The following is a 23,558-nucleotide window of genomic DNA, read 5'->3' on the forward strand; positions in this document are numbered from 1 at the left end:
CGTTTCGTGTCGGACTAAGTGTGCTCACCCCAGCTCAAGGTGACGCCGATGTCGCCGGGCATCCCGCCCGGGAAATCGATGATTTGGTAGGCGATGCGGTAGCCTCTCGGCTTCAGATGATCGGCCCAGAGCTGGAAAATCTCCTTCGGTATTCCTGTCAGCGTGTTTTCCCAGCCTGGCTCGCGCTGGTTGATCGCCCGGCCGTGATCGGTGCAGAGCACGTTCGGAAAGCGATAGACCTGCACCTCGGTGAGGCCGTTTCGCACCGCGCGCTGGATGACGGTGGCTGCAAGCTTCACCTTTTCTTCCTCGGACATTCCGGACGGCTTGCCCAGGCGTTCGATCAAGTGACGTTTCTCCGCATCGGCGGCGGCAGCGCGGTGCGCAGCTTCTTCGGCCTTTTCGGCTTCCTTCAGCGCGGCCTGTTTGAGGATATCCTTCGCGGTCGGCAGCAGGTCATCGATGTTGGTGGGCATGATCTTTCATCCCTCTCTGCGGCTTCGAACTCGGCTGATTTCCAGGTCCGTTAAATGTCGCGTCGGTCAAATTGCCTGACGTGATGCGAGGCGTCTTTTTGACGCGGGTGTGACAAGGCTAGAGATCGGCTGACCGCGCTGACTTGAGATAGATCAAGGCGGCAGGCTCAGATTGCCTGGATGCTCTGCGGCAAAGGCCGGGGATCGCTGCATTCTTTGTCATAAGGAGCGGGAACATGTCCGACAGCAAGGAACAGTTCTCCGGCAATTTGCCGTTCGCCTTCTTCAATTCCGCGATGGAATACATGACCGACGCCGGACAGCGCACATTGCTGTTCTGGGACGTGATGCGCCAGCGGGGCGAGCAATACGAGGAGCACCTCCAGGAGGCCGTTCCCAACGTTCTCAATTACCAACCGGAATTGGTGATGGATGGCCGCACGCTGGGGCGACCGGTCAATTACGGCTTGGTCCGGATCGTTCCCCCAGCGGGTGTCGAGATCGATCCGACGCGTCGGCCCTTCGTCGTTATCGATCCGCGCGCTGGTCACGGTCCAGGGATCGGCGGCTTCAAGGCCGACAGCGAGATCGGCGTGGCGCTGAAAGCTGGCCATCCCTGCTATTTCATCGGCTTCATGCCGGAACCGGTTCCGGGCCAGACGATCGAGGACATCGCGCGCGCCGAGGCGATTTTTTTGGAGAAAGTAATCGCACGCCACCCGAACGCAGACGGCAAGCCCTGCGTGATCGGCAACTGCCAGGCTGGCTGGGCGGTGATGATGCTGGCCGCAATCCGTCCCGAGTTGTTCGGCCCGATCATTGTCGCGGGATCGCCGCTGTCCTATTGGGCGGGCGTCCACGGCAAGAATCCGATGCGATATTCAGGCGGATTGCTTGGCGGCAGTTGGCTGACGGCGCTGACGAGCGACCTCGGCGGCGGCAAGTTCGATGGCGGCTGGCTGGTGCAGAATTTCGAGAACCTCAACCCGTCCAACACGCTATGGACCAAGCAGTACAACGTCTATGCCAAGGTCGACAGCGAAGCGCCCCGCTATCTCGAATTCGAGAAATGGTGGGGCGGGCATGTCAACCTGAATGCCGAGGAGATCCAGTTCATCGTTGACGAGTTGTTCGTCGGCAACAATCTCGCCGCAGGCCGCATCAAGACCTCGGATGGCGAGACCGTTGATTTGCGCAATATCCGGTCGCCGATCGTGGTGTTCTGCTCCAAGGGCGACAACATTACCCCGCCGCAACAGGCGCTGGACTGGATCTTGGATCTCTATGACGATGTGAACGAGATCCGTTCCTATGGTCAGACCATCGTCTACACTGTTCACGAGAGCGTGGGGCATCTCGGCATCTTCGTCTCGGGCGGTGTTGCCCGGAAGGAGCATAGCGAGTTCTCCAGCAATATTGATCTGATCGATGTCCTGCCACCTGGGCTCTACGAGGCCACCTTCGAGCGCAAGACCGGACACGGCGCCAACGAAGATCTGGCCTCCGGCGAGTGGATCATGCGGTGCGAGGCGCGCACTCTCAATGACATTCGGGCGCTCGGCGGCAACTCGCCCGAGGACGAGCGGCGCTTTGCCACCGCCGCGCGCGTCTCCGACATCAACCTGTCGCTCTATCGGGCCTTCCTCCAGCCGATGGTCAAGGCGATGGTCACGCCGCAGGTCGCTGACATGCTCAGGCACTGGCACCCACTTCGCCTGAGCTACGAGATGTTCACCGACGCCAACCCGCTGATGGCACCGCTTGCCAGGGTGGCGGATCAGGTGCGCCAGCGCCGCAAGGCCGTGGCTGCGGACAATCCTTTCCTGGGGATACAGGAGACGGTCTCGAAGCAGATCATCAGCAGCCTCGATGCTTTCCGTGACGCTCGCGACAGCATGGGCGAAAAGCTGTTCCTCGCGATCTATGGTAGTGCGGCGCTGCAAGCTGCGGTCGGCATCAAGCCCGATTCGCTCAAGGAGCGGCGGGCGCCGAAGTCGGTCCTGCACAAGGAGTTGTTGGCCAAGCGCATCGAGGAGCTGAAATCGCAAATCGACAAGGGCGGCCTGCAGGAATGCACCATTCGGGCGTTGATCTATGTCGGATCGCCGCGTGGCAAGATCGACGAGCGCGGCGTTCAGACGTTGCGCCAGATCAGGCTCGCCGACGACAGCCATCGGATTACCTTGGCGCAGTTCAAGGCGATGGCGCGCGAGCAGTTCTTCCTGATGTTGTTGGAGCCTGAGGCGGCTCTCGCCGCGATTCCGAGGCTGCTTCCGCCAAGTACCGAGGAGCGGCAGCAGGCGCTCGCTGCGATACGGCACGTGTTGAGCGCGTCCGGTGATATTTCCGGCGAGGTCGCCGAGCGTCTGAGGAGAGTCACGGCCTTGTTCGAGACCAGTGCGGCGGCATTGCCGCCGCCCCCCACGGTCAATCTTCCTTTCGCTGCGAATGTCGAAAGAGCCAAGGCCTCCTGACATCCGACGCGACAACGAGGGACCGAGCCATGAGCGTAGCTTCCGTCGAGTCCGGCGACGCCGTTCCTCATACCAAATATGACCGCCTCATTGTTGCGGCCAAGCGCGTGCCATCGGCGGTCACCGTGGTGGTGCATCCCTGCGACGAGACGTCGTTGAGTAGCGTCTGCCAGGCGGCCGAGATCGGGATCATCAAACCGATTCTGGTCGGACCAGCCACTAAAATCAAGGCGACGGCAGCGCGGTACAATCTGAATATCTCGAACTTCGATCTCGTCGACGCCCCACACAGCGACGCGGCCGCTGCAAAGGGCGTTGAACTCGTACGCGAGGCGAGGGGCGAACTGCTGATGAAGGGTAGTTTGCACACCGACGAGTTGATGCGAGCCGTCACCGCGAGCGCGGGGGGCTTGCGCACCAATCGCAGGATCAGCCACGTCTTCGTGATGGATGTGCCGACCTATGCCGAGACGTTGTTCATCACGGATGCGGCCATCAACATCTTTCCCGATCTCGATGCCAAGCGCGACATTGTCCAGAACGCGATCGACCTGTTTGTACAGATCGGGCTGGGCTCGCATCCGCGCGTGGCGCTGTTGTCGGCCGTTGAGACCGTGACGACCAAGATCCCGTCGACGGTCGAGGCCGCCGCCTTGTGCAAGATGGCTGACCGCGGCCAGATCAGTGGCGGCGTCCTCGATGGTCCGCTTGCCTTCGACAATGCAATCGATCCGCAGGCGGCGGAGATCAAGGGCATCAAGTCGCCGGTTGCAGGACGGGCACAGATCCTGGTCGTGCCGGACCTCGAAGCCGGCAACATGCTGGCGAAGAACCTCACCTTCCTCGCCAAGGCAGATGCGGCGGGCATCGTTCTCGGCGCGCGGGTGCCCATCGTGCTGACGTCGCGCGCCGACAGCGTGAGGGCGCGGATGGCGTCGTGCGCAATCGCTGTGCTGCACGCCGATGCGCGGCGGCGTCTCCATCCCGTTTCCGGCTGATGGAGCGGGCGATGGACACGATCCTTGTCGTCAATGCCGGCTCTTCCTCGGTGAAGTTCCAGGTCTTTGGTGTGGAGAGCGGCAATACGCTCAAGCGGCAAATGCGTGGCCAGGTCGACGGCATCGGAACGCATCCAAGGCTCCGTGCTACGGGACCGGACCGAGCGGTGCTGGCGGACCGCGCATTTGCGGCTGCCGCCGTACCGGACGTTCCCGCTGCGCTTGCTGCGGCAGGAAACTGGCTGCGCGAGGAGCTGCATATCGGCCCGATCGCCATCGGACATCGCGTTGTCCATGGCGGCCCGGACCATGATGCTCCCGTGCGAGTTAGCGCTGAGGTGCTGCAGCGCCTGGAGCGCTACATTTCGCTCGCGCCGTTGCATCAACCATACAATCTTGCGCCGATCCGCTCGGTGCTCGCGCGCTTTCCCGATATTCCACAAGTCGCCTGCTTCGACACCGCCTTTCACCGCGGGCACAGCCCGCTGGCCGACCGCTACGCGATCCCGGAGAAGCTCTACGCGGAAGGCGTGCGGCGCTATGGCTTTCACGGCCTGTCCTACGAATATATCGCTGCAGCACTGCCGCAGATCGCCCCCGAGCTTGCGGGGAAACGGGTGATCGTGGCCCATCTCGGCAGCGGCGCCTCGATGTGCGCGATGGACGGCGGGCGCAGCGTCGAAAGCACCATGGGCTTCACCGCACTGGACGGGCTGCCGATGGGGACGCGGCCGGGCCAGCTCGATCCTGGCGTCGTGCTCTATCTTGCGACCGAAAAGGGTATGTCGCCGGCCGATATCCAGACCTTCCTCTACAAGGATTGCGGTCTGAAGGGCCTGTCCGGTGTCAGCAATGATATGCGCGAGTTGCAGGACTCAGGCGATGCGCGGGCACAGTTCGCCGTCGACTATTTTGTCTACCGGATCGGCCTGAACGCTGGGATGCTGGCCGCCGCGATGTCCGGCGTCGATGGTTTCGTCTTCACCGCCGGCATCGGTGAGAACTCGCCGAAGCTGCGTGCGGCGATTGCGGGCAAGCTGGCCTGGCTTGGTGTGTCGCTGGATGCGGCGGCCAATGCCGAGGGCCGGTCACTGATTTCTAGGCCCGGCAGCCCGACCCCCGTTTATGTCATACCGACCGACGAAGAACTGATGATCGCGCGTCATACCCTTGCATTGCTGGCCCCAGGACCAATCCGATCGCAATATGAGAGGGCGTCATGACAATTCCCGCCTATCCCGAGACCGCCGTCGCCCTCAAAGGTAAAAAGGGGCTGATTGTCGGCATCGCCAACGATCAATCGATCGCTTGGGGTTGCGCCAAGGCCTTCCGCGCCCTCGGCGCGGAACTTGCCGTGACCTATCTGAATGAGAAGGCCAGGAAGTTCGTGGAGCCGCTGGCGCGCGAGCTTGATAGCGAGATTTTCATGCCGCTGGACGTGATGGCGCCGGGACAAACGGAAGCCGCGTTCGACCAGATCGGCAAGCAGTGGGGACGCCTGGATTTCATGGTCCACTCCATCGCCTTTTCGCCCAAGGAGGCGCTGCATGGTCGGGTCATCGACGTCGGCCGCGAGGGTTTCCTCGCCACGATGGACGTATCCTGCTGGTCCTTCATCCGCATGGCCCATCTCGCCGAGCCCCTGATGAAGAACGGCGGCTCGATGTTCACCATGACCTATTACGGCAGCCAGCTGGTCGTGGAGAATTACAACATCATGGGCGTGGCCAAGGCGGCGCTGGAATGCGCGGTCCGCTACCTCGCAGCCGAGGTCGGCCCCAAGGGCATCCGGGTCCATGCGATTTCGCCGGGACCGCTGGCGACGCGGGCAGCTTCAGGCATTCCGGAGTTCGACGAGCTGATGCAGAAGGCGCAGTCCAAGGCACCGGCCCGAAGCCTTGTCAGTATCGATGACGTCGGCCGAGCGACAGCTTTTCTGGCGCTCGACGGCGCCAGGCTGATCACCGGCACTACGCTTTATGTCGACGGCGGCTATCACATCATCGATTGATGCGCTGCGGCAGGCGCGCCGTTCCGCTTGATTTGAGCGCGGTACCCGGATTGACTTAAGTCAAGGCGATCAAGCGGCGTGACTTGAGACTTAGGGACTGCGCCCAATTGCCTGGGGAGGATTTGGCGATGCGTACGATCGCGATCTTTACAGTGATCTTCTTCGGGGTGGCGGCGCCCGTTCTTGCCCAGTCAGCAGCGCAGGCACCGGCGGCGATCCCGGTCAGTGTGGTGACCGCCGAGAAGAAGCCAGTCACGAAGTCGCTGGATTTCGTCGGCCGCGTCGAGGCCATCCAGCGGGTCGAGATCAAGGCGCGCGTCACCGGCTATCTGGAGAAGGTCGCCTTCAAGGAAGGCGATCTGATCAAGGCGGGGGCGGAACTCTACGGCATTGAAAGAGGACTGTTCGAAGCAGCCGTCGGTCAGGCAGAGGGCGCACTGGCGAAGGACAAGGCGGCCAAGACGCTAACCGAGGTTCAATTGCAGCGTGCCGAGGAACTGCTGGGGAAGCAGGCCGGTACGCAGGTCGCGCGCGACCAGGCGTTTGCCGCCGACGAGTCTGCGAAAGGCGTGCTGTTGGTGGACGATGCGAATCTGAAGACGGCCAACATCAACCTCGGTTATACCGAGATCACCTCGCCGATCGACGGCAAGGTCGGCAAGACCAACATCACCGTCGGCAATGTCGTCGGTCCCGGCAGTGGTCCGCTGACGGTCGTCGTCAGCCAGGACCCGATGTATGTGTCCTTCCCCGTTAGCCAGCGCGACTTCCTTCGCGCCCAGGCGACGCAGAACAAGGTCGACCTCACCGGTATCAAGGTGACCCTCAAATTCGCAGATGGCACCTCCTACGCGCATGACGGCAAGATCAATTTCGTCGATGTGCAGGTCGACAAGGCGACCGACACGATCCAGGTCCGCGCCACCTTTCCCAATCCGGACCACGCCCTGGTCGACGGCCAGTTGGTGCGGGTGATGCTCGAGAGCGGGACGGCGGAGGAAAAGATCGTCATTCCGCAGGCAGCGCTGATCTCGGACCAGGAGGGCGTCTACGTCTTCGTGGTTGACGATGGCAAGGCAGCCATCCGGCGAGTCAAAACTGCAGGCACCAGCGGCACGGGCATAATCATCGATCAGGGGCTTGCGGTCGGCGATCGGGTCGTTGTTGAGGGGACCCAGGCGCTGCGACCCGGGGTTGCCGTGAAGGCCTCCCCGCTGCAAAGCAGGAGCTGATCCCCATGCTGTCCGCAATCTTCGTCGATCGCCCGCGTCTTGCGATCGTCATCGCGATCGTGACGACGATTGCTGGCGCTTTAGCCTATCTCTCGATGCCGGTTGCGCAATATCCCGACATCGTGCCGCCCCAGGTCTCAGTCACGACCACGTATCCCGGCGCCAGCGCGTCGGTGGTCGATGCAACTGTTGCCCAGCCGATCGAGGCAAAGGTGGTCGGTGTCGACCAGATGATCTACATGAAGAGCACGAGCGGCGATGACGGCAGCTATACGCTGACCGCGTCCTTCGAGCTTGGCACCAATCCCGACATCAACACTGTCAACGTCAACAACCGCGTGCAGACGGCGCTGTCGCAGCTGCCGCCAGAAGTCCAGCAGCAGGGCATCAACGTCAAGAAGAAATCGACCGCGATCCTGATGGTCTTCACGGTCTATTCACCGAAAGGGACCCACGACCCGCTGTACCTGTCGAACTATGTCACCATCAACCTGCTCGATTCCATCAAAAGCACGCCCGGCGTCGGCGACGCCTTCCTGTTTGCTCCGCTCGACTACGCCATGCGCGCCTGGATCAGAACCGATCGCCTGACCGGCCTCAATCTGACTGCCGGCGACATCATCAACGCGATCAAATCGCAAAACGTGCAGGCGGCGGTTGGGCGGATCGGCGCGCCCCCGATCTTTGATGACCAGCAGTTGCAGCTCAACATCCAGACCACGGGTCGGCTGAGCTCGGCCAAGGAGTTCGAGAACATCATCATCCGAACCAACCCGGATGGCTCGGTGCTGCGGCTGAGTGATGTCGCACGCGTTGAGCTCGGCGCGGCCAATAGCGACCGGGTCACGCGCTTCAACGGCCAGGATGCTGCAGCTGTCGTGGTCTACCAATCGCCTGGCAGCAATGCGCTGGATACGGTGAACGCCATTCGCACAAAAATGGCCGAGCTCGAGAAGCGCTTCCCCGAGGATCTCGCCTGGAAGGTCACCTATGATCCCACGATCTTCGTGACCGATACCATGCACGAGGTGAAGAAGACGCTAATCGAGGCCTTTATCCTCGTCGTCATCGTGGTCTATCTCTTCCTCGGCAGTCTGCGCGCCACCCTGATCCCGACCTTGGCCGTCCCCGTGAGCCTGATCGGCGCCTTCATCGCGCTGAAAGCGGTCGGCTATTCGGCCAACACGGTCTCGCTGCTGGCCATCGTGCTGGCCATCGGCATCGTGGTCGACGATGCCATCGTGGTGGTCGAGAACGTCGAGCGCGTGATGGAGGAACATCCCGGGCTATCGCCGGGCGAGGCGTCCAAGCTCGCCATGACCGAGATCACCGCGCCGATCATCGCGATCACGCTGGTGCTGTTGTCGGTGTTCGTGCCGGTCGCCTTCATTCCCGGCATTTCAGGCGAATTGTTCCGGCAATTCGCGGTCACGGTTGCGGTTGCCATGTTCCTGTCGGCGATCAATGCGCTCACCCTGTCGCCGGCGCTGTGCGGCATATTGCTGTCGCCGCATCACGGACCGCGGCGCGGCCTTATCGGCCATGTGATGCGTGGAATCGATTGGGTGCGCGACCGCTATGGAGCGATCGTTGCCCACATCGTTCAATTCTCCATCATCGGGCTTGTGATGGTCGCAGTCGCGAGCGCGGGGACGTTTGCCCTCGCCAAGATCACGCCTACGGGTTTCTTGCCTGAGGACGATCAGGGCGCCATCTTCACGGTCGTGCAACTGCCTGGAGGTGCCTCGGTCGGTCGGACCTCGGATGTCATGCGGCAGGCGGAGGACATCGTCAAAAAGGATCCGGCCGTCGACGAGTATACCACGGTGGTCGGCCTGAACTTCATCGACAATTACTCGCAGCCGAGTGCCGGCTTCATGATCGTGACCTTCAAGCCGTTCGAGGAGCGCAAGGGAAAGGGCCTCGCCGCGCGCGACGTGATCGCCCGACTGGGTCAGGAGTTCCGTAGCATCACGGGCGGCACTGTGGTGCCACTGGCGCCGCCGCCGATCGTCGGTCTCGGCACCGGCGGAGGCTTCACCTATGTGCTGGAGGATTTGCGTGGGGGCGATGCCAAAGAACTGGCCCAGGCGCAGCGCGGGCTCGTGGTGGCCGCGAACCAGGATCCGCGGTTGCAGCGCGTGTTCTCGACCTTCTCGGCCACCAACCCCTCGATCTTTCTCGATATCGATCGCGACAAGGTGCAGGTGCTGGGAATCCAGCTCAGCGATGTATTCCAGGCGCTGCAGGCCTCGCTCGGCAGCTACTTCATCAACAACATGAACCTGTTCGGCCGGACCTGGCAGGTCCAGGTGCAAGCCGAGGCCGCCGATCGTGCCAGCGTTGACGATATCAACCGCATCAATGTGCGCAGCGCCGATGGCAAGATGATCCCGATGCGCAGCCTTGCAGAGGTGCGCCTCGTGGTCGGACCGCCGGCTTTGATCCGCTACAACAACCTACGGGCCGTCACCATCCAGGGCGGGCCGGCGCCGGGCGTCTCCTCGGGGCAGGCGCTGAAGGCGATGGAGGAGGTCGCCGCCAAGACGCTGCCGCAGGGCTTTGCCGGCGAATGGACGGATACCGCGTTCCAGGAGAAACGGGCCGAGGGCAAGACCGCAATCATTCTCGGCTTCGCCGTGCTGTTCGCCTATCTCTTCCTGGTGGGCCTCTATGAGAGCTGGACCATCCCGGTGCCGGTGCTGCTCTCGGTTACGATCGGCATTCTGGGATCGTTCGCGGCGATCGTGCTCGCTGGCTTGACGCTCGATCTCTATGGCCAGATCGGCATGGTGGTCTTGATTGGCCTTGCCGCCAAGAACGGCATCCTGATCGTGGAGTTCGCCAAGGAGCAGCGCGAGAAAGGCGTGCCGTTGCTCGAAGCCGCCACCGAGGGGTCACGCCTGCGGTTCAGACCGGTGATGATGACATCGTTCGCCTTCATCCTCGGTCTTTATCCGCTGGTCGTGGCCACCGGCGCTTCGGAGCTCGCGCGACGCGGCGTCGGCACCGCCGTGTTCGGCGGCATGATCCTCGCATCGTTCGTCGGCATCTTCGCCATCCCGCCGCTGTACGTCACCTTCCAGGCCATCCGCGAGAAGATACGTCCCGGCGCGCGCCCGCGCACCGAGCAAGGAGCGGCGACGAAAGAACATCCGCCATCCGGTCGCGCCGCGGCGGAATAGGGCTACGATCGCGCACGATTTCATTTCAACGGAGTTGGATATCAGGGGGCACTGTCATGCAGCAATTCGATGCGAGAAATTCGGCAAGGGGTGGGCTGATTGCGGTCGGGCTCTTGCTTCTGCCTGGATCGCTTATACTGCCCCGTGAGGCCCTTGCCTTCGATCTCTCCGGCGCTTGGGCCTCGGAGCGTGATCTCTGCGGCCAGGTTTTCAGCAAGAAAGGCAGCACGATCGAATTTGCGGAGCTGTCGGATCTCTATGGCTCCGGCTTCATCGTCGACGGCAATCGCATCCGGGGCAAGGCCGCGCAATGCACGATCACGTCGCAAAAGCAGGATGGCGACAATCTTGAGCTGTCCGCTGCCTGCGCGTCGTCGATCATGAACCAGAGCGTCAAATTCAATCTGAAAATCATCGATGACAACAACATCAACCGGTCGTTCCCGGAAATATCCGGTATGACGCTGAAATATTCGCGTTGTCCGTCATAGCGGCTCGCACCGACCACCCATGCAACGGCAGACGTCCGCTCATTCATCGTCGTTCGGGATCTCATAGGTCTGCGCAGGCGGGCCCTTGTGCGCGGCTGCGAATTGATCGAGGGCGATGCTGGTGGGCACGGTCAGCAAATTGGAGTCAACGACCTCCAGCGTGAGCTTTCGCCCGGATTCCATGGCACGCACGAGGCGGGGCGCGAGCAGGTTGCCGGCCACGCAGGTATTGGTTAGGCACCAGCTATAGGGAATGTGAACCGCCGCTTCCTCGTCGACCGTGACCCTAACGCCGGCCTGCAGATAGAGGCCGACGGGGAGAAAGATCTGCATACGGGTGGCGTTGTCGCCCTTGCGTTCAATCAGGTCGATGCGGACGGCGGTCTGGCCGGTGTCCCAGCTGCCGCTTGTAGTGGTGCGGCAAACGGTCTTCCCGAGCGTGTCCTCGAAGCAGAGCTTGCGCCAGGGCGAATAGGTAATGTTGCGGGGCATGTGCTGGCCCCGCGGGCCGATCTCGGCTTCCGATAGTTTGCCGCTATTGTCTGCGGGGTGTTCGGCTTGCTGGGCCGGGGCACCACCAGCCAGAGTGCACGCTAGACCGATTGCCAGGATCGTCTGAGACAGATGCGGGAATCGCAGGACCATTTTGCCCTCCCTCCGCCATCGCGTCAGGGATGTCGTTGCAGGAAATCGAGGACGAGCGGAGTCCATAGCGGCATGGCTTCCACCGAATGAATCAGGAAATGGCCCTCGCCACCGACCGCCGGCAGCATATGGTATTCGGCATCACCGCCTGCCGCCGTGAAGGCCTCATGCATCTCCTTGGTCAGCACCGGACCAAAGTAGGTGTCGTTCTCGCTGTAGAGCCAGAGCATCGGAACGCGAGACGTCTGTCCAAACTCGGCAGCTGCCCGCACCAACTGGTCAGGCGCGCAATTGTTGTCTGGCTTGCCGCCGACGCGGCCACCGCGCCCTGCGGCGAAGGTGATGATCGCGCGAACGGAAGCCGGGTTCTGGCTTGACAAGGCAATCGCACCCCAGCCGCCGGCGGACTGGCCGATCACGATGACCTTTTCCGGCCGCACAGTCTTCCGCTCGATCAAGTAATCGATGATCCAGCCGTCCAACTTGGCGATGGCGAGCCCGGCGCCGCGGAAATTGGGCTTTTCACAGGGGCCGACGTGGGAAAAGAAGGGCCCATAGAGGCCGCGCTCGGGAACGTCGAACCCTCCACCGCCATAGCCCGGGCCGACCGGCGCGACCACCATGTAGCCCTGGCGGGCGAACCAGAACGCGGTATTGCGGAATTCGACGAGGGGAAAGAAACTGCGCTCCCTGGCATTCAGTGAGACGCCATGGTTCATCACGGCTAATGGAAACGGACCGTTGCCGACAGGATGGACCACATAGGCGAGGGTAGGGAGTTCGAACGGCAGGCCCCAGACCTCTTCCTGCAATTGCGGCGGCGACGATGACTCTGCCTCGGCTGATCGTATAACTGTCGGAAGCAGCAGGACTGTCAGCAACGTTGTCAAAAGGGCGCTGCGCATTCGCCACCTCGAACAAAAGCCGCGCGGATGCAGCCTCAGCTTCCGTTTGGGTCCGCAAGCAAGCGTTGACATAAATCAAGCCCTTCACATCCGCTATTGCCCGTGAGGACAATTACGCTGCTACCTACTCGTGCACGGCAGCATCAGCAATAATGCTGGCCGATGACCTCGGCGACGCAGACGGGGCGCTCGGCCCCTTCGATCTCTATCGAAACCTTGTAGGTGACGCGGAGCGCGCTCGGCGGCACGTCCTGGGCTTCCAGGACGCTCACGCGGCCGCGCAAGCGTGAGCCGGCCGGCACTGGCGTCAGATAGCGGATCTTGTTGGCACCGTAGTTGAGTGTATTCCTCAAGCCCTTGAGCCCGATGATCTGCCGGATGAACATTGGGATCAAGGACAGCGAAAGCAGGCCGTGGGCGATGGTCTTGCCGCCCGGCATCTCGCGCGCTGCGCGTTCGGGGTCGACATGGATCCATTGCTCGTCGCCGGTTGCGTCAGCGAACTTGTCGATGCGTTCCTGCGTGATTTCGAGCCAGTTGCTGATCCCGACCTCGGTGCCAACGGCGGATTTGAGGTCGTTGAAATCAGCAAATACACGCATGTCGGTCTCCGCTGTCTCTCCAACAACCTAGATCTTCATTTCCGGAGTATTGTCGGAAATGATGAGGTCAGCCTGGGTGTTAGACTTGATGTCGGCAAGGCTCACACCAGGCGCACGCTCCAGAAGCGTTGCGCGGCCGTTGGGAAAGCCGATCACTGCAAGGTCGGTGATGACGAGATCGACCGGCCGCACCGAGGTCAGTGGCAGGCTGCATTTTCGGACGATTTTGGACTTGCCCTTGGCGGCGTGCTGCATAGCGACCACCACGCGTTTGGCACCGGTCACGAGATCCATCGCGCCACCCATACCCGGTACCATCTTGCCGGGGATCATCCAGTTCGCGAGATGCCCGTTGGCGTCGACCTGGAGCCCGCCGAGCACGGTCATGTCGACATGGCCGCCGCGGATCAGCGCAAAGGACATCGCGCTGTCGAAGGTGCAGGCACCGGGCAACGCCGTGATTGGCCGACCGCCAGCATCCGTGAGCGTCGGATGCGCCATGCCCTGTTCGGGGATCGGTCCGGTGCCGATCAGGCCGTTCTCCGACTGGAAGAACACCTTGACATCGGCAGGCACGTAGTTCGCGACCAGGGTCGGAATCCCGATGCCGAGGTTCACCAGCATGCCGGAGTGCAACTCTGCAGCGACACGCCGTGCGATGATGGTTTGAGCGTCCATGGCTTCAGCTCTGCGTTACGAGATAGTCGACAAGCGGCGCTGGAGTGGCGACATGATCGGGCGCGATCAGCCCGACGGGAACGATGTTTTCCGCCGTGACGATCACGGTGTCCGCGGCCATCGCCATCACGGGGTTGAAGTTGCGCGCGGTCAGTGCATAGGAGAGGTTGCCGAGATAATCGGCGAGGAAGGTGTGGATCAGCGCGAAGTCCGCATGCAGCGCCGTCTCGACCAGATAAGGCTTGCCGTCGACCTCGAGCTTGGTCTTGCCGTCCTCGACGATCGTGCCGATTCCTGTGGGCGTCAGCACGCCGCCGAGACCAGCACCGCCAGCACGGATGCGCTCGACCAGCGTACCCTGCGGCACCAGTTCGACCGCCATCTTCTGCGTCATCATCAACTGCTGGGCCTTGGGGTTGAGGCCTATGTGGCTTGCGATCAGAGAGGACACCAGTTCGGCATCGACCAGCTTACCTATTCCCCGGCCCGGAGAGCAGGCGTCGTTGGCGATGATCTTGAGGCCGGATTTGCGCTGCCGGACAATCTCGTCGAGCAGCCGTTCGGGCGTGCCGACACCCATGAAGCCGCCGATCATGAGGCGTGCGCCATCGGGAATCAGCGCCACCGCATCCGCCACGGAAATTGCTTTCATGGTCAACTCCGTCGACCCGAGGACTGGCGCTGCCAGCGAAATCTTGGTGGCGTCGCCTCTCGTCCGGTTTGATCTGTGTCAAGGGCTCGAAGGCTAGCGCCCAAGCGTCAGCCTTGAGATAGATCAATGCCGCTGCCACATCCGAGACAGAGGCTTTTGCAAAGCTGGATCAGGGAGGCTTCCCATGAAGCGGTTCGTTGTCGGCCTTATGCGGCTGGTCGTCGGCATCGGCGTCGCATGGGCGGAACCGCCGTACACTTCTCGCTCTTCGCACTTGGTTCGGTGGCTTCGACCGCAAAGGAGCTTGGCCATGGTGGTTTGGCGAAGAGGAATGTTGGTCATCGCCGTTCTGTTGTCGACCCTAAGCTGGGCTGCGGCTCAAGGGACCCAAGCGACAGGGGACAGCGCATCGCAACAACCCCCGGCGCCTCCCGCCGCGAACCTGCTCAACCCCGAGCAACTCGCTGCGCTGGTGGCACCGATCGCGCTCTATCCGGACTCTCTTTTGGTCAACGTGCTGGCGGCAGCGACCTATCCGCTTGAGGTGGTGCAGGCCGATCGTTGGGCGACCCAGAACAAGAACCTGAAGGGCGACCAGCTGAAGGCTGCGGTCGGAAAGCAGGCCTGGGACGACAGCATCAAGGCGCTGGTCGCTACGCCCTCGGTCCTGAGCATGATGAGCCAGAAGCTCGACTGGACGCAGAAGCTCGGCGATGCGCTGCTGGCACAGCAGCCGGATGTCATGGACGCGATCCAGAGCCTGCGCACGAAAGCCTATGACAACAAGAAGCTGACGACGACCAGGCAACAGAAGGTTACGGTCCAGCAGGACCAGGGCCGGCAGACCATCGTCATCGAGCCCGCGGTAGCAGATCAGGTCTATGTTCCCTATTACGATCCAGCGACGGTCTACGGCTCCTGGCCCTATGCGGACTATCCGCCGTATTATTTCGGCTATCCGTCCTATATCGGCGCGGGCGTCATCGCGGCGGGACTGGCCTTCGGTACAGCCTATGCCATAGGCCGCTGGGGCAACTACTGGGGCGGCGGCGCCAACTGGGGCAACCGAAATTTCTTCATCAACCGCTCCAACACCATCAACAATATCGGCAACAACTGGCAACACAATCCGGCCCACCGGCAAGGTGTCCGCTACAACAACGCCAACGTCCAGCAACGCTTCGGCAACAACAGCCTGCAGGCGGGCGCCAAGGATCGCATGGATTTCCGCGGCCGCGGCGGTGAGCAGGTGTTGCGGCCGAACGCCGGAGATCGTCAGGGTCTCGCTGACCGCGGTGATCGTGGCGACCGCGGCGGGAATGCCGGTGGCGACCGTGGCGGAAATCGCGGTGGCGATCGTGCTGCAAACAGTAATCGCGGGGGCAATCGCGCGGCGAACCGGGCGGGCGATCGTGGCGGAGCCGGCAATCGTGGCGGAGGCGGCAATCGCAACGTCGGCAACAGGGGCGGCGGGCGCAACAATGCGATGGGCAATATTTCCTCCGGCAGGGCCGCCAACCTGCAGTCCGCGCGCGGCCGACAGAGCTTTGCCAGCGCGCGAAGTGCTGGCTTCGGTGGGGGCGCCCCAAGAGTGGCCGCAGGGGGCGGCGGCTTCCGGGGTGGTGGAGGCGGCGGCTTCCGTGGGGGTGGAGGAGGAGGTGGCTTTCGCGGTGGTGGCGGTGGCGGCCGACGCTCCGACCTTGCATTGAAGCACGACGTCGTCCTGCTTGGCTATCTCGCCAATGGGCTCGGCTATTATCGCTTCAGCTATATTGGCAGTGACACCGCCTATGTTGGCGTGATCGCGCAGGAAGTTGAGCGGCTGATGCCCGAAGCCGTGACGCGTGGCCGCGACGGTTACTTGAGGGTGTACTACGAGAAGCTCGGGCTGAAGCTGCGTCTCTACCGAGACTGGCTTGCTGATGGCGCTCAAATTCCGACACAGGCGAGGTGACCTATGATGATCTCGCGCTCGAGCTACGTTTCGTTTGCATCCCTTGCGACGGCCGCCGCGATCCTCTGTGCGGTGGCGTCGCCCGCACGTGCACAGCAGGTCTTCCAGTCTCCGGACGAGGCAGCGGCTGCGCTTGCCACCGCCGTCAAGTCCGGGGTCAAGACGGACATGCTGAAGGTATTCGGTCCCGACGGCGAGGATATCATCTCGTCCGGCGACGACGTGTCCGATGCCGGCTATCGGGAGAAATTCGCCACCGCCTATGACGCCAAGCACGCGATCAGCGTGGAGGGCGACAAAAAGGCGGTCCTAATGCTGGGACCTAAGGACTACCCGTTCCCGGTGCCGTTGGTCCATGGCAAAACGGGCTGGCAATTCGACACCAAGGCCGGGCGACAGGAGGTGCTCTTCCGGCGGATCGGACACAACGAACTCGATGCCATGCAGACCAGTCTCGCTTATGTCGACGCGCAGAACGAATATGCCGACAAGGATCGCGGCGCCGGGCCGGGCGTCTACGCGCAGAAGATGGTCAGCACGCCCGGGCACAAGGACGGTCTGTACTGGCCTGCGGACGGTGATGAAAGCCCGTTTGGCGAGCTGGCCGCCGGGGCGTCGGCCGAAGGCTACAAGGTCGGCGCCGGTCCGCAGCCCTATCACGGCTACTACTACCGCATCCTCACCAAACAAGGTCCGCATGCACCAGGCGGCGAGCTCGACTATGTCGTCAACGGCAAGATGATCGGCGGCTTCGGTCTGGTCGCTTATCCCGCCGAGTACGGCAACTCGGGCGTCATGACCTTCGTGGTCAACCACGCCGGCACCGTCTACCAGAAGAATCTCGGACCCAACACGGATGAGCTCGCCAAGCGCATCACCGCGTTCGATCCCGATAAGAGCTGGACCAAGGTGAGTGTCGAGAACCCGGAGCAGTAGCTGGATCAGCCGAGTTCGCGGACCAGATGGACCGCGCTGAAATCGCGCTGCGGCACGGCCTTAAAGTCGAAATCCCTGAATAGCCGTAGCATTGCCGCGTTTTCGGGGAGAACCTCAGCGGTCAGTGCGTGCAGGCCTTTTGTGTTAGCGATCGCGATGAGATGCTTGATCAGAAGACGGCCGATACCCTTTCCTTGATAAGCATCGATCACCAGGAAGGCGAGCTCCGCCTCGCCATCCCTGACGAGCACATAGCGCCCGCCGCCGACGATCGTCGGTCGTCCACCTTCGTCGAGCAGCGCCACCAGCGCGACGTGCTTCTCGAAATCGATATCCATGAAAAACGCAGTCTCGGCCTCCGAGAAGCCGCGCTTGATGCCGAAAAAGCGCCGTTGCAGCGATGCTCCGCTGGTCCGCCCCACCGCCGCCAGCATGTCGTCGCGGTCGTCCCTGTGCAGTGCGCGGATGTCGACCGTGCGTCCGTCGCGCAAACGCTCCCTCGCGGTGTAGCTGCCGGGATCGGTCATGGTTGATCCTTGCCGTGCGATGACCGCACTGCACGCCTCGCCACGTGTCGCTTCGTTGACCTAGATCAACGTCGGTGATCTGCAAACCGGGGGAGGGTGACCGTCGAAGTCCGGCTGCGCTGAGGGTGATCTGAGGGCGAGGCTGTGAACGAAAACCTGCCGCAGAGGTCCATTGCCGGATGGTTTCCCATTCTGCAATGGCGGCGTGACTACGACCCCGGCCGGTTTCGGCTGGACCTGGTGGCAGGCCTTTCGCTCGCGGCTTTCACGATTCCGGAATCGCTCGCCTACGCCTCGCTCGCGCAGCTGCCTCCGATCACGGGCCTCTACTGCTATCTGGTCGCGGGCATTGCCTATGCGATCTTCGGCACCAGCCGCCAGCTCGCCGTCGGACCGACATCGGCGCTGGCGATCGTGATCGCAACCAGCGTTGCGGCGCGCGGTGGCGACGATCCCGCGCGCGCAATCGCCCTTGCTTCCGCGCTGGCGCTGATCGTCGGCATCGTCAGCGTCGCCGGCCGCGGCATCGGCCTCGCCAATGCCGCCTATTTCATTTCCGATCCCATCCTGACCGGTTTCAAGGCCGGCGCCGGCCTCTATATCGCATCGACACAACTGCCGAAGCTGTTCGGGATCGAGGGCGTCAGCGGCAACTTCTTCGAACGCGTCGCCCACCTCATCACAGAGCTGCCGGCGACACATTTGCCGTCGCTCGTGACGGGAGCCGCGGCGATCATGCTTTTCATCGTGCTGCAGCGCGGCCTGCCGGGCCGTCCGACCACCCTCGTGGTGGTGGCCGCCGCCATCATTGCCATGTCGCTGCTCGGCGCCGGCGCGACTGGCATCAAAATCGTCGGCGAGCTGCCGTCCGGATTGCCGCCAATCGGCCTGCCCCATATCCATCTCCACGACATTGCCGAACTCATCCCCACGGCGCTGGCTTGCTTTCTGCTGGCCTATGGCGAGGCCATCTCGGTAGCCCGCAGCTTCGCGCAAAAACATGGCTATGACATCGATCCCGCCCAGGAGCTGACCGCGCTTGGCGCCGCCAATCTCGCGACGGGCCTCGCGCACGGCTTTCCGGTGGCGGGCGGCATGTCGCAGACGGCGGTCAACGACATGGGCGGCGCCACCTCGCCAATGGCGCTGGTCGTTAATTCCGCAGCTATTGCGCTGACGCTGCTGTTCTTCGCAGGCTTCTTCCATAATCTTCCCGAGCCGGTGCTCGCGGCCATCGTGCTGATGGCCGCCTCGCACTTGATCCATGTCGAGGATCTCAGGGCCCTGCGCCTTGCCTCGCGGCAGGAATTTCGCATTTCGCTGCTGGCGCTCATCGGCGTGCTGCTGTTCGGGCTGCTCGATGGATTGTTGCTGGCGGCGATCGGCTCGCTCGTGGTGCTGATTGCGCGTGCCTCTCGCCCCAACGTCGTCGTGCTCGGGCGCGACGCCGCCGGGCAGTTCGTTAGCCGTGCCCGTTATCCGCAGGCCGTGGAAATCCCTGGTGTGCTTTTGATCCGCAGTGCCGGCGGCTGGTTCTATTTCAACGCGGATTTCATCCGCCGCCGCGTCCTCGAATTGGTCGACGCGGCGCCAGCCAGCCTCAAGGCGGTTGTGATCGATTGCTCGATTGTCCCGACCATCGATACCACCGCGGGCACCACGCTGCGGACACTGGCGCGGACACTTGCCTCGCGCGGGGTGTCCTTGCAGCTCGCCGAACTGCGCGACGACGTGCTCGCCGACCTCAGGGCGATCGACGCCGAAACGGATTTGGGGCCAATCGAAGCGCATTCCACGATCAGAGCCTTGCTCGATCGCATGGCAGGCCACGCGGCCTGAGGCGGTGGCTTCTCCAGCAGTGGTGTAGTAGCTAGTCAAGGCGTTCCCACGCCAAATGAAGGCAGTTGATGGAAGGACACCGCATGACGGAAGCGGAGAAGGCCGAACAGGTCTTTCGGGCTTTGAAGGCGGCCGAACATGCCGCGCCGGAGGCTGCTTTGCCGATCCTGAACGGCCTGATGGGCCTGGTACAGAGCGACAGCGGCGATCAGCGGCTTGAGGTCGACGAGGCGCGATCGAGCGCCTTCCTGTCGATCTGCGAAGTCGGCAAGGCCCTGCATCGCGCTCAGCCCACAGGCCCGCTCTGGTCGACTGCGATTGCGGCCACCGAGCGATGGATGGCCCTGGTGAGGTGAAGCGCGTTAATCCCACAACGCGATTCCGCGCATCGCGCGAAGATCGGTCCTCTCGATCGAAGGCAGTCAACGGATCAGCATGCTGGACAACGAGGAAAAGGCGGAGGGCGAACGCGGTCTGCAACGCTGGCTCGATAGCGTTGGCCTCAGCGAGTATACGTCTCTCCTTGTCAGCCACCGCATCGACCTCGATGCCGTGGGAGGGCTGACCGAGCCGGACCTGGCAAAGCTCGGTGTGCCGCTCGGCGATCGCAAGCGGTTGAGGCGCGCAATCGCGCAGCTGCCGGGAGCGGCCGGCGGTCCCCGTACATCGATGAGCGCCGGAACGATCGCCGAACGTCGTCAGCTGACCGTCATGTTCTGCGACATGGTCGGCTCGACCTCGCTGTCGGCGCAGTTCGATCCCGAAGATGTTCGCGACATCATCGCAGGCTTCAGGGAGACCTGTGTCCGTGTGGTGAACCATTACGAGGGGTTTGCCGCCCGTTACGTCGGCGATGGCATCCTGGTCTATTTCGGCTATCCGAATGCGCATGAGGACGATGCCGAGCGGGCCGTTCGCGCCGCGCTTGAAATCGTGCAGGCCCTCTCGACCGCACGAACATCCGAGCCGCCCCTGGCTCGCGGCTATGTTCCGGAGGTTCGGATCGGCGTGGCAACCGGCCTTGCGGTCGTTGGCGACCTGATCGGGCAGCGTACAGAGGAGCGGGCGGCCGCGGTCGGGGAAACGCCGAACCTCGCGGCGCGATTGCAAGGGCTGGCGCCGCCGAACGGCATCGTCATCGCGCCGTCGACCCACGCGCTGCTGCGGGCAAAGTTCGAGTATGAGAGGCTCGGCACGCACGAGTTCAAGGGAATATCGGAGAAGATTCAGGCTTGGCGCGTGGTGCGGCCGTCGCGGGCCGAGACCCGCTTTGCCGCAACCGTCGGTCCGAGGCCGACGGCGCTCGTCAATCGCGACGAGGAGATGGCCCTGCTGCTGGCGCGCTGGCGGCAGGCGAAGCAGGGTAACGGGCAGGTCGTGCTCTTGTCGGGCGAGCCCGGCATCGGCAAGTCGCGCATCGTGGAGGAAATTCGCGACCGAATCGCAGGCGACCGCCACGCGCAGGTGTTTTTCCAGTGCTCGCCCTATTATACGAGCACCGCGTTTCATCCTTTTGTGCAGCAGCTCAAATTCGCGCTCGGGCTCGAGCGTGAGAGCGCCGTGATGCAGCCGTTCCCCAATCTCGAGGCGGCGGTGACCGCAGCGAGAGGCGATGTCGAGCGGGTGGTGCCACTGTTCGGCGCCTTGCTGTCGATCCAGGCAGCGGACCGCTACGCACCGTCGGATCTGTCGCCGCAACTGCAAAAGGAGGCGACGGTTGCGGCGCTCGCCGATCATTTCGCAGGCCTCGCCCAAGACCTGCCGCTGGTGATCGCGTTCGAGGACGCCCATTGGATCGATCCCACCTCGCGCGAGGTGCTCGATCTCCTGGTCGACAAGGTGCAGGGCGCCCCGATCCTCGTGATCGTAACTGCGCGCGCCGAGTTTCAGCCGAGCTGGAAGCTCCAGCACCATATCACGACCTTGACGCTGATGCGGCTCAACCGGCCGCTGCAGCAGAAATTTGTCGAGCGCGTTGCGGGCGCGTGGGAGCTTCCGAAGGAGATTGTCGAGGAGGTCCTGCTCAAGACCGACGGGGTGCCGCTGTTCATCGAGGAACTGACCAAGACGGTCATCGAATCCGATTTTCTCACCGAGAGGGACGGCCGTTATGTCCTGGTCGGCCCCTGGCATCAGCTGGCGATCCCGGCGACGCTGACCGACTCGTTGATGGCGCGTCTGGACCGCATGGGACCGTTCAAGCGGATCGCGCAGATCGGCGGCACCATCGGCCGGGAATTCTCCTACGAGCTGTTGAGTGCCGTCGCCGACACCCCGACCGGACAGATCGACGCCGCGCTCAATCATCTCGACCAGGCGGGATTGATCGGTCACCGCGGCGAGGCGCCGGATGCGGTCTACAGCTTCAAGCACGTGCTGATCCAGGATGCGGCGCGCTCGAGCCTGTTGCACAGCGAGCGACGGCGGCTGCATGCCAGGATCGCCTCGGCGCTGGCCGCGATGTATCCGGAGACGACCGAGCGCGAGCCGGAGCTTCTCGCCTATCACCTGACGGAGTCGGGCCAAGGGGAGCAGGCCGTGCGCGCCTGGCTCAAGGCCGGCAAGCAGGCCGCGCGGCTCGGCACCCATTTGGAAGCGATCGGCCACCTGCGGCGGGGCCTTTTGGTGGTCCAGGCAAGTCCTGACATGGCGAGCCGCGATGAGATGGAGCTCGAGATCCGGCTCACGCTGGGCTACGCGCTGATCGCCGCCAAGGGCTACGGCACACGGGAGGTCGAGGACAATTTTGCCCGCGGCGTCGAGCTCGGATTGCGGCTCAAGGACGACGAGAGGATGCTTGCGGCCATCAGGGGCCTTTGGATGCGTCATTTCATCCGCGCCGACATGGCCAGGGCCCATGATCTGAGCGTCGAGCTCCTGAAGTTTGCGAGGTGCCAGCGCGCCAAGGGCAGCGTCGCTCCGGCGGTCGTGGGCGCGCACTTCGTGGAGGCGCACAGGTCGATCGGGATGACGATGCTTTACCGCGGCCGGTTTCTGGCGGCTCAGCATCATCTTCAGCGCGCGGTGCATCTCCACGATCCTGCCCTGCGTCGCGATCTCGCGGAGCGGCTGATCAGTCCCGACGTGCTCTCCTTGTCGTATCTCGGGTATATCAAGTGGTTCGTCGGCCAATCCGACGCGGCACGCCAGCACAGCGCCGAGGCAATCTCCAGGGCGGAGGACATGCGCCACCCCTACACGCTGGCCTTTGCGCTGATCTTCGGCGCCTACCTTTGCCAGCATCTGCGCGACGCCGAGGAGACCAGGCATCATGCCGCCCGCGCGATGGCGATCGCGTCCAAGCACGGCTTCCTGCACTGGAAGCAGCAGGCGGCTATCCTGCATGGCTGGGCGCTGACAGAGCTCGGTGACATCGACGTGGGACTGAGCGAGATGCGCACCGGTCTCGACGGCTATCAGGCCCAGGATTCCTGGCTTGCGAGCTGCTGGTTCAGGGGTCTGCTCGCGCAAGGCTACGCGCGCGCAGGGCTCGCGGATGCGGCCTTGCGTGCGCTCGACGATGCGCTGGCGATTGCCGGGCGCACGGGCGACCACTTCTTCCTGGCGGAGTGTTACCGGCTGCAAGGCGAGATCAATTTCGCCAAGGCCGGGGTTGCGGCGGCCGTGGACGTCGAGGCCTTGTTCCTGCGATCGCTGGAAATTGCGCGTGCGCAGAGCGCGAGATCGTGGGAGCTACGCACCGCCACAAGCCTCGCGCGCCTCTGGCGGGAAATCGGCCGGCATGAAGCAGCAGCGGAACTGCTGCTGCCGATCCTGCGGAGTTGCAAGGAGGGCCGGCTGGCGGCCGACATCACGGATGCGGTCGCGCTCGCCAATGAATTGAACGTGCTGTCGTTACGCGGGGATCGGTGACGCATCACTTCTTCGCGAAGCGATCCGATAGCGATGACCGGCTCTTCCATTCGCGCGCACGCAAAGGTAGAACGCTCCAA

Annotated in this window: 19 protein-coding genes; 12 read left to right on the forward strand and 7 right to left on the reverse strand. The window is 63.1% G+C overall.

Translation table 11 applies throughout. The features are described 5' to 3' along the window. Positions 1-14 precede the first annotated feature (14 nt). Positions 15-476, reverse strand: coding sequence for a hypothetical protein (locus A3AI_RS0132515; RefSeq protein ID WP_024519568.1), 462 nt, complete (start codon positions 474-476; stop codon positions 15-17). Positions 477-712: 236 nt separating this feature from the next. Here A3AI_RS0132515 and A3AI_RS0132520 point away from each other — a divergent pair, with 236 nt between their 5' ends. The 7 genes from A3AI_RS0132520 to A3AI_RS0132550 all read left to right on the forward strand — a co-directional run bounded on the left by A3AI_RS0132520 (position 713) and on the right by A3AI_RS0132550 (position 10,867). Continuing rightward, on the forward strand, positions 713-2,950 hold the full coding sequence (locus A3AI_RS0132520) for a DUF3141 domain-containing protein (protein ID WP_024519569.1): 2,238 nt from the start codon (positions 713-715) through the stop codon (positions 2,948-2,950). 29 nt (positions 2,951-2,979) lie between these two features. Next, complete coding sequence (locus A3AI_RS0132525; protein WP_024519570.1) at positions 2,980-3,948, forward strand: phosphate acetyltransferase; 969 nt, start codon at positions 2,980-2,982, stop codon at positions 3,946-3,948. Positions 3,949-3,959: 11 nt separating this feature from the next. Further along, the gene (locus A3AI_RS0132530) at positions 3,960-5,171 is read left to right on the forward strand and encodes an acetate/propionate family kinase (protein ID WP_024519571.1); all 1,212 of its coding nucleotides are present in this window, start codon (positions 3,960-3,962) and stop codon (positions 5,169-5,171) included. Further along, entirely contained in the window at positions 5,168-5,959 is a 792-nt protein-coding gene (gene fabI / locus A3AI_RS0132535) for an enoyl-ACP reductase FabI (RefSeq protein ID WP_024519572.1), read from the forward strand. The genes A3AI_RS0132530 and fabI overlap by 4 nt, the downstream gene beginning before the upstream one ends. Before the next feature lie 128 nt (positions 5,960-6,087). Continuing rightward, the gene (locus A3AI_RS0132540) at positions 6,088-7,191 is read left to right on the forward strand and encodes an efflux RND transporter periplasmic adaptor subunit (RefSeq protein WP_024519573.1); all 1,104 of its coding nucleotides are present in this window, start codon (positions 6,088-6,090) and stop codon (positions 7,189-7,191) included. Between the two features lie 5 nt (positions 7,192-7,196). Further along, on the forward strand, positions 7,197-10,376 hold the full coding sequence (locus A3AI_RS0132545; protein WP_024519574.1) for an efflux RND transporter permease subunit: 3,180 nt from the start codon (positions 7,197-7,199) through the stop codon (positions 10,374-10,376). Between the two features lie 56 nt (positions 10,377-10,432). Then, on the forward strand, positions 10,433-10,867 hold the full coding sequence (locus A3AI_RS0132550) for a hypothetical protein (RefSeq protein ID WP_024519575.1): 435 nt from the start codon (positions 10,433-10,435) through the stop codon (positions 10,865-10,867). 39 nt (positions 10,868-10,906) lie between these two features. Here A3AI_RS0132550 and A3AI_RS0132555 read toward each other — a convergent pair whose 3' ends face one another. The 5 genes from A3AI_RS0132555 to A3AI_RS0132575 all read right to left on the reverse strand — a co-directional run bounded on the left by A3AI_RS0132555 (position 10,907) and on the right by A3AI_RS0132575 (position 14,349). Next, a complete protein-coding gene (locus tag A3AI_RS0132555; protein ID WP_198030261.1) occupies positions 10,907-11,359 on the reverse strand; it encodes an invasion associated locus B family protein in 453 nt (150 codons plus the stop codon). A gap of 176 nt (positions 11,360-11,535) precedes the next feature. Continuing rightward, positions 11,536-12,417 (reverse strand): alpha/beta hydrolase family protein, encoded by an 882-nt coding sequence (locus tag A3AI_RS0132560; protein ID WP_024519577.1) that lies wholly within the window; start codon positions 12,415-12,417, stop codon positions 11,536-11,538. 143 nt (positions 12,418-12,560) lie between these two features. Next, the gene (locus A3AI_RS0132565) at positions 12,561-13,019 is read right to left on the reverse strand and encodes a MaoC family dehydratase (protein WP_024519578.1); all 459 of its coding nucleotides are present in this window, start codon (positions 13,017-13,019) and stop codon (positions 12,561-12,563) included. Between the two features lie 27 nt (positions 13,020-13,046). Next, positions 13,047-13,697, reverse strand: a complete 651-nt coding sequence (locus A3AI_RS0132570) for a 3-oxoacid CoA-transferase subunit B (RefSeq protein ID WP_024519579.1) — start codon at positions 13,695-13,697, stop codon at positions 13,047-13,049. Between the two features lie 4 nt (positions 13,698-13,701). Beyond that, positions 13,702-14,349: a CoA transferase subunit A gene (locus tag A3AI_RS0132575; RefSeq protein ID WP_024519580.1), complete on the reverse strand. Its 648-nt coding sequence runs from the start codon at positions 14,347-14,349 to the stop codon at positions 13,702-13,704. Positions 14,350-14,680: 331 nt separating this feature from the next. Here A3AI_RS0132575 and A3AI_RS0132580 point away from each other — a divergent pair, with 331 nt between their 5' ends. Continuing rightward, a complete protein-coding gene (locus tag A3AI_RS0132580; protein ID WP_245286998.1) occupies positions 14,681-16,303 on the forward strand; it encodes a DUF3300 domain-containing protein in 1,623 nt (540 codons plus the stop codon). A 3-nt stretch (positions 16,304-16,306) separates the two neighbouring features. Next, a complete protein-coding gene (locus tag A3AI_RS0132585) occupies positions 16,307-17,239 on the forward strand; it encodes a DUF2950 domain-containing protein (protein ID WP_051382557.1) in 933 nt (310 codons plus the stop codon). 5 nt (positions 17,240-17,244) lie between these two features. Here A3AI_RS0132585 and A3AI_RS0132590 read toward each other — a convergent pair whose 3' ends face one another. Continuing rightward, positions 17,245-17,766, reverse strand: coding sequence for a GNAT family N-acetyltransferase (locus tag A3AI_RS0132590; RefSeq protein WP_024519583.1), 522 nt, complete (start codon positions 17,764-17,766; stop codon positions 17,245-17,247). 144 nt (positions 17,767-17,910) lie between these two features. On the opposite strand from A3AI_RS0132590, the gene A3AI_RS0132595 reads away from it, so the two are divergent. From A3AI_RS0132595 to A3AI_RS0132605, 3 genes are all read left to right on the forward strand, one after another. Next, on the forward strand, positions 17,911-19,605 hold the full coding sequence (locus A3AI_RS0132595) for a SulP family inorganic anion transporter (protein WP_036050296.1): 1,695 nt from the start codon (positions 17,911-17,913) through the stop codon (positions 19,603-19,605). Between the two features lie 83 nt (positions 19,606-19,688). Beyond that, positions 19,689-19,961 carry a hypothetical protein gene (locus tag A3AI_RS0132600; RefSeq protein WP_024519585.1) on the forward strand — a complete coding sequence of 91 codons (273 nt, stop codon included), beginning with the start codon at positions 19,689-19,691 and terminating at the stop codon, positions 19,959-19,961. 79 nt (positions 19,962-20,040) lie between these two features. Continuing rightward, positions 20,041-23,478: an ATP-binding protein gene (locus A3AI_RS0132605; protein ID WP_024519586.1), complete on the forward strand. Its 3,438-nt coding sequence runs from the start codon at positions 20,041-20,043 to the stop codon at positions 23,476-23,478. The last annotated feature ends 80 nt before the right edge of the window (positions 23,479-23,558 follow it).

The organism is Bradyrhizobium sp. Tv2a-2, assembly GCF_000472425.1.
Lineage (GTDB): Bacteria > Pseudomonadota > Alphaproteobacteria > Rhizobiales > Xanthobacteraceae > Bradyrhizobium.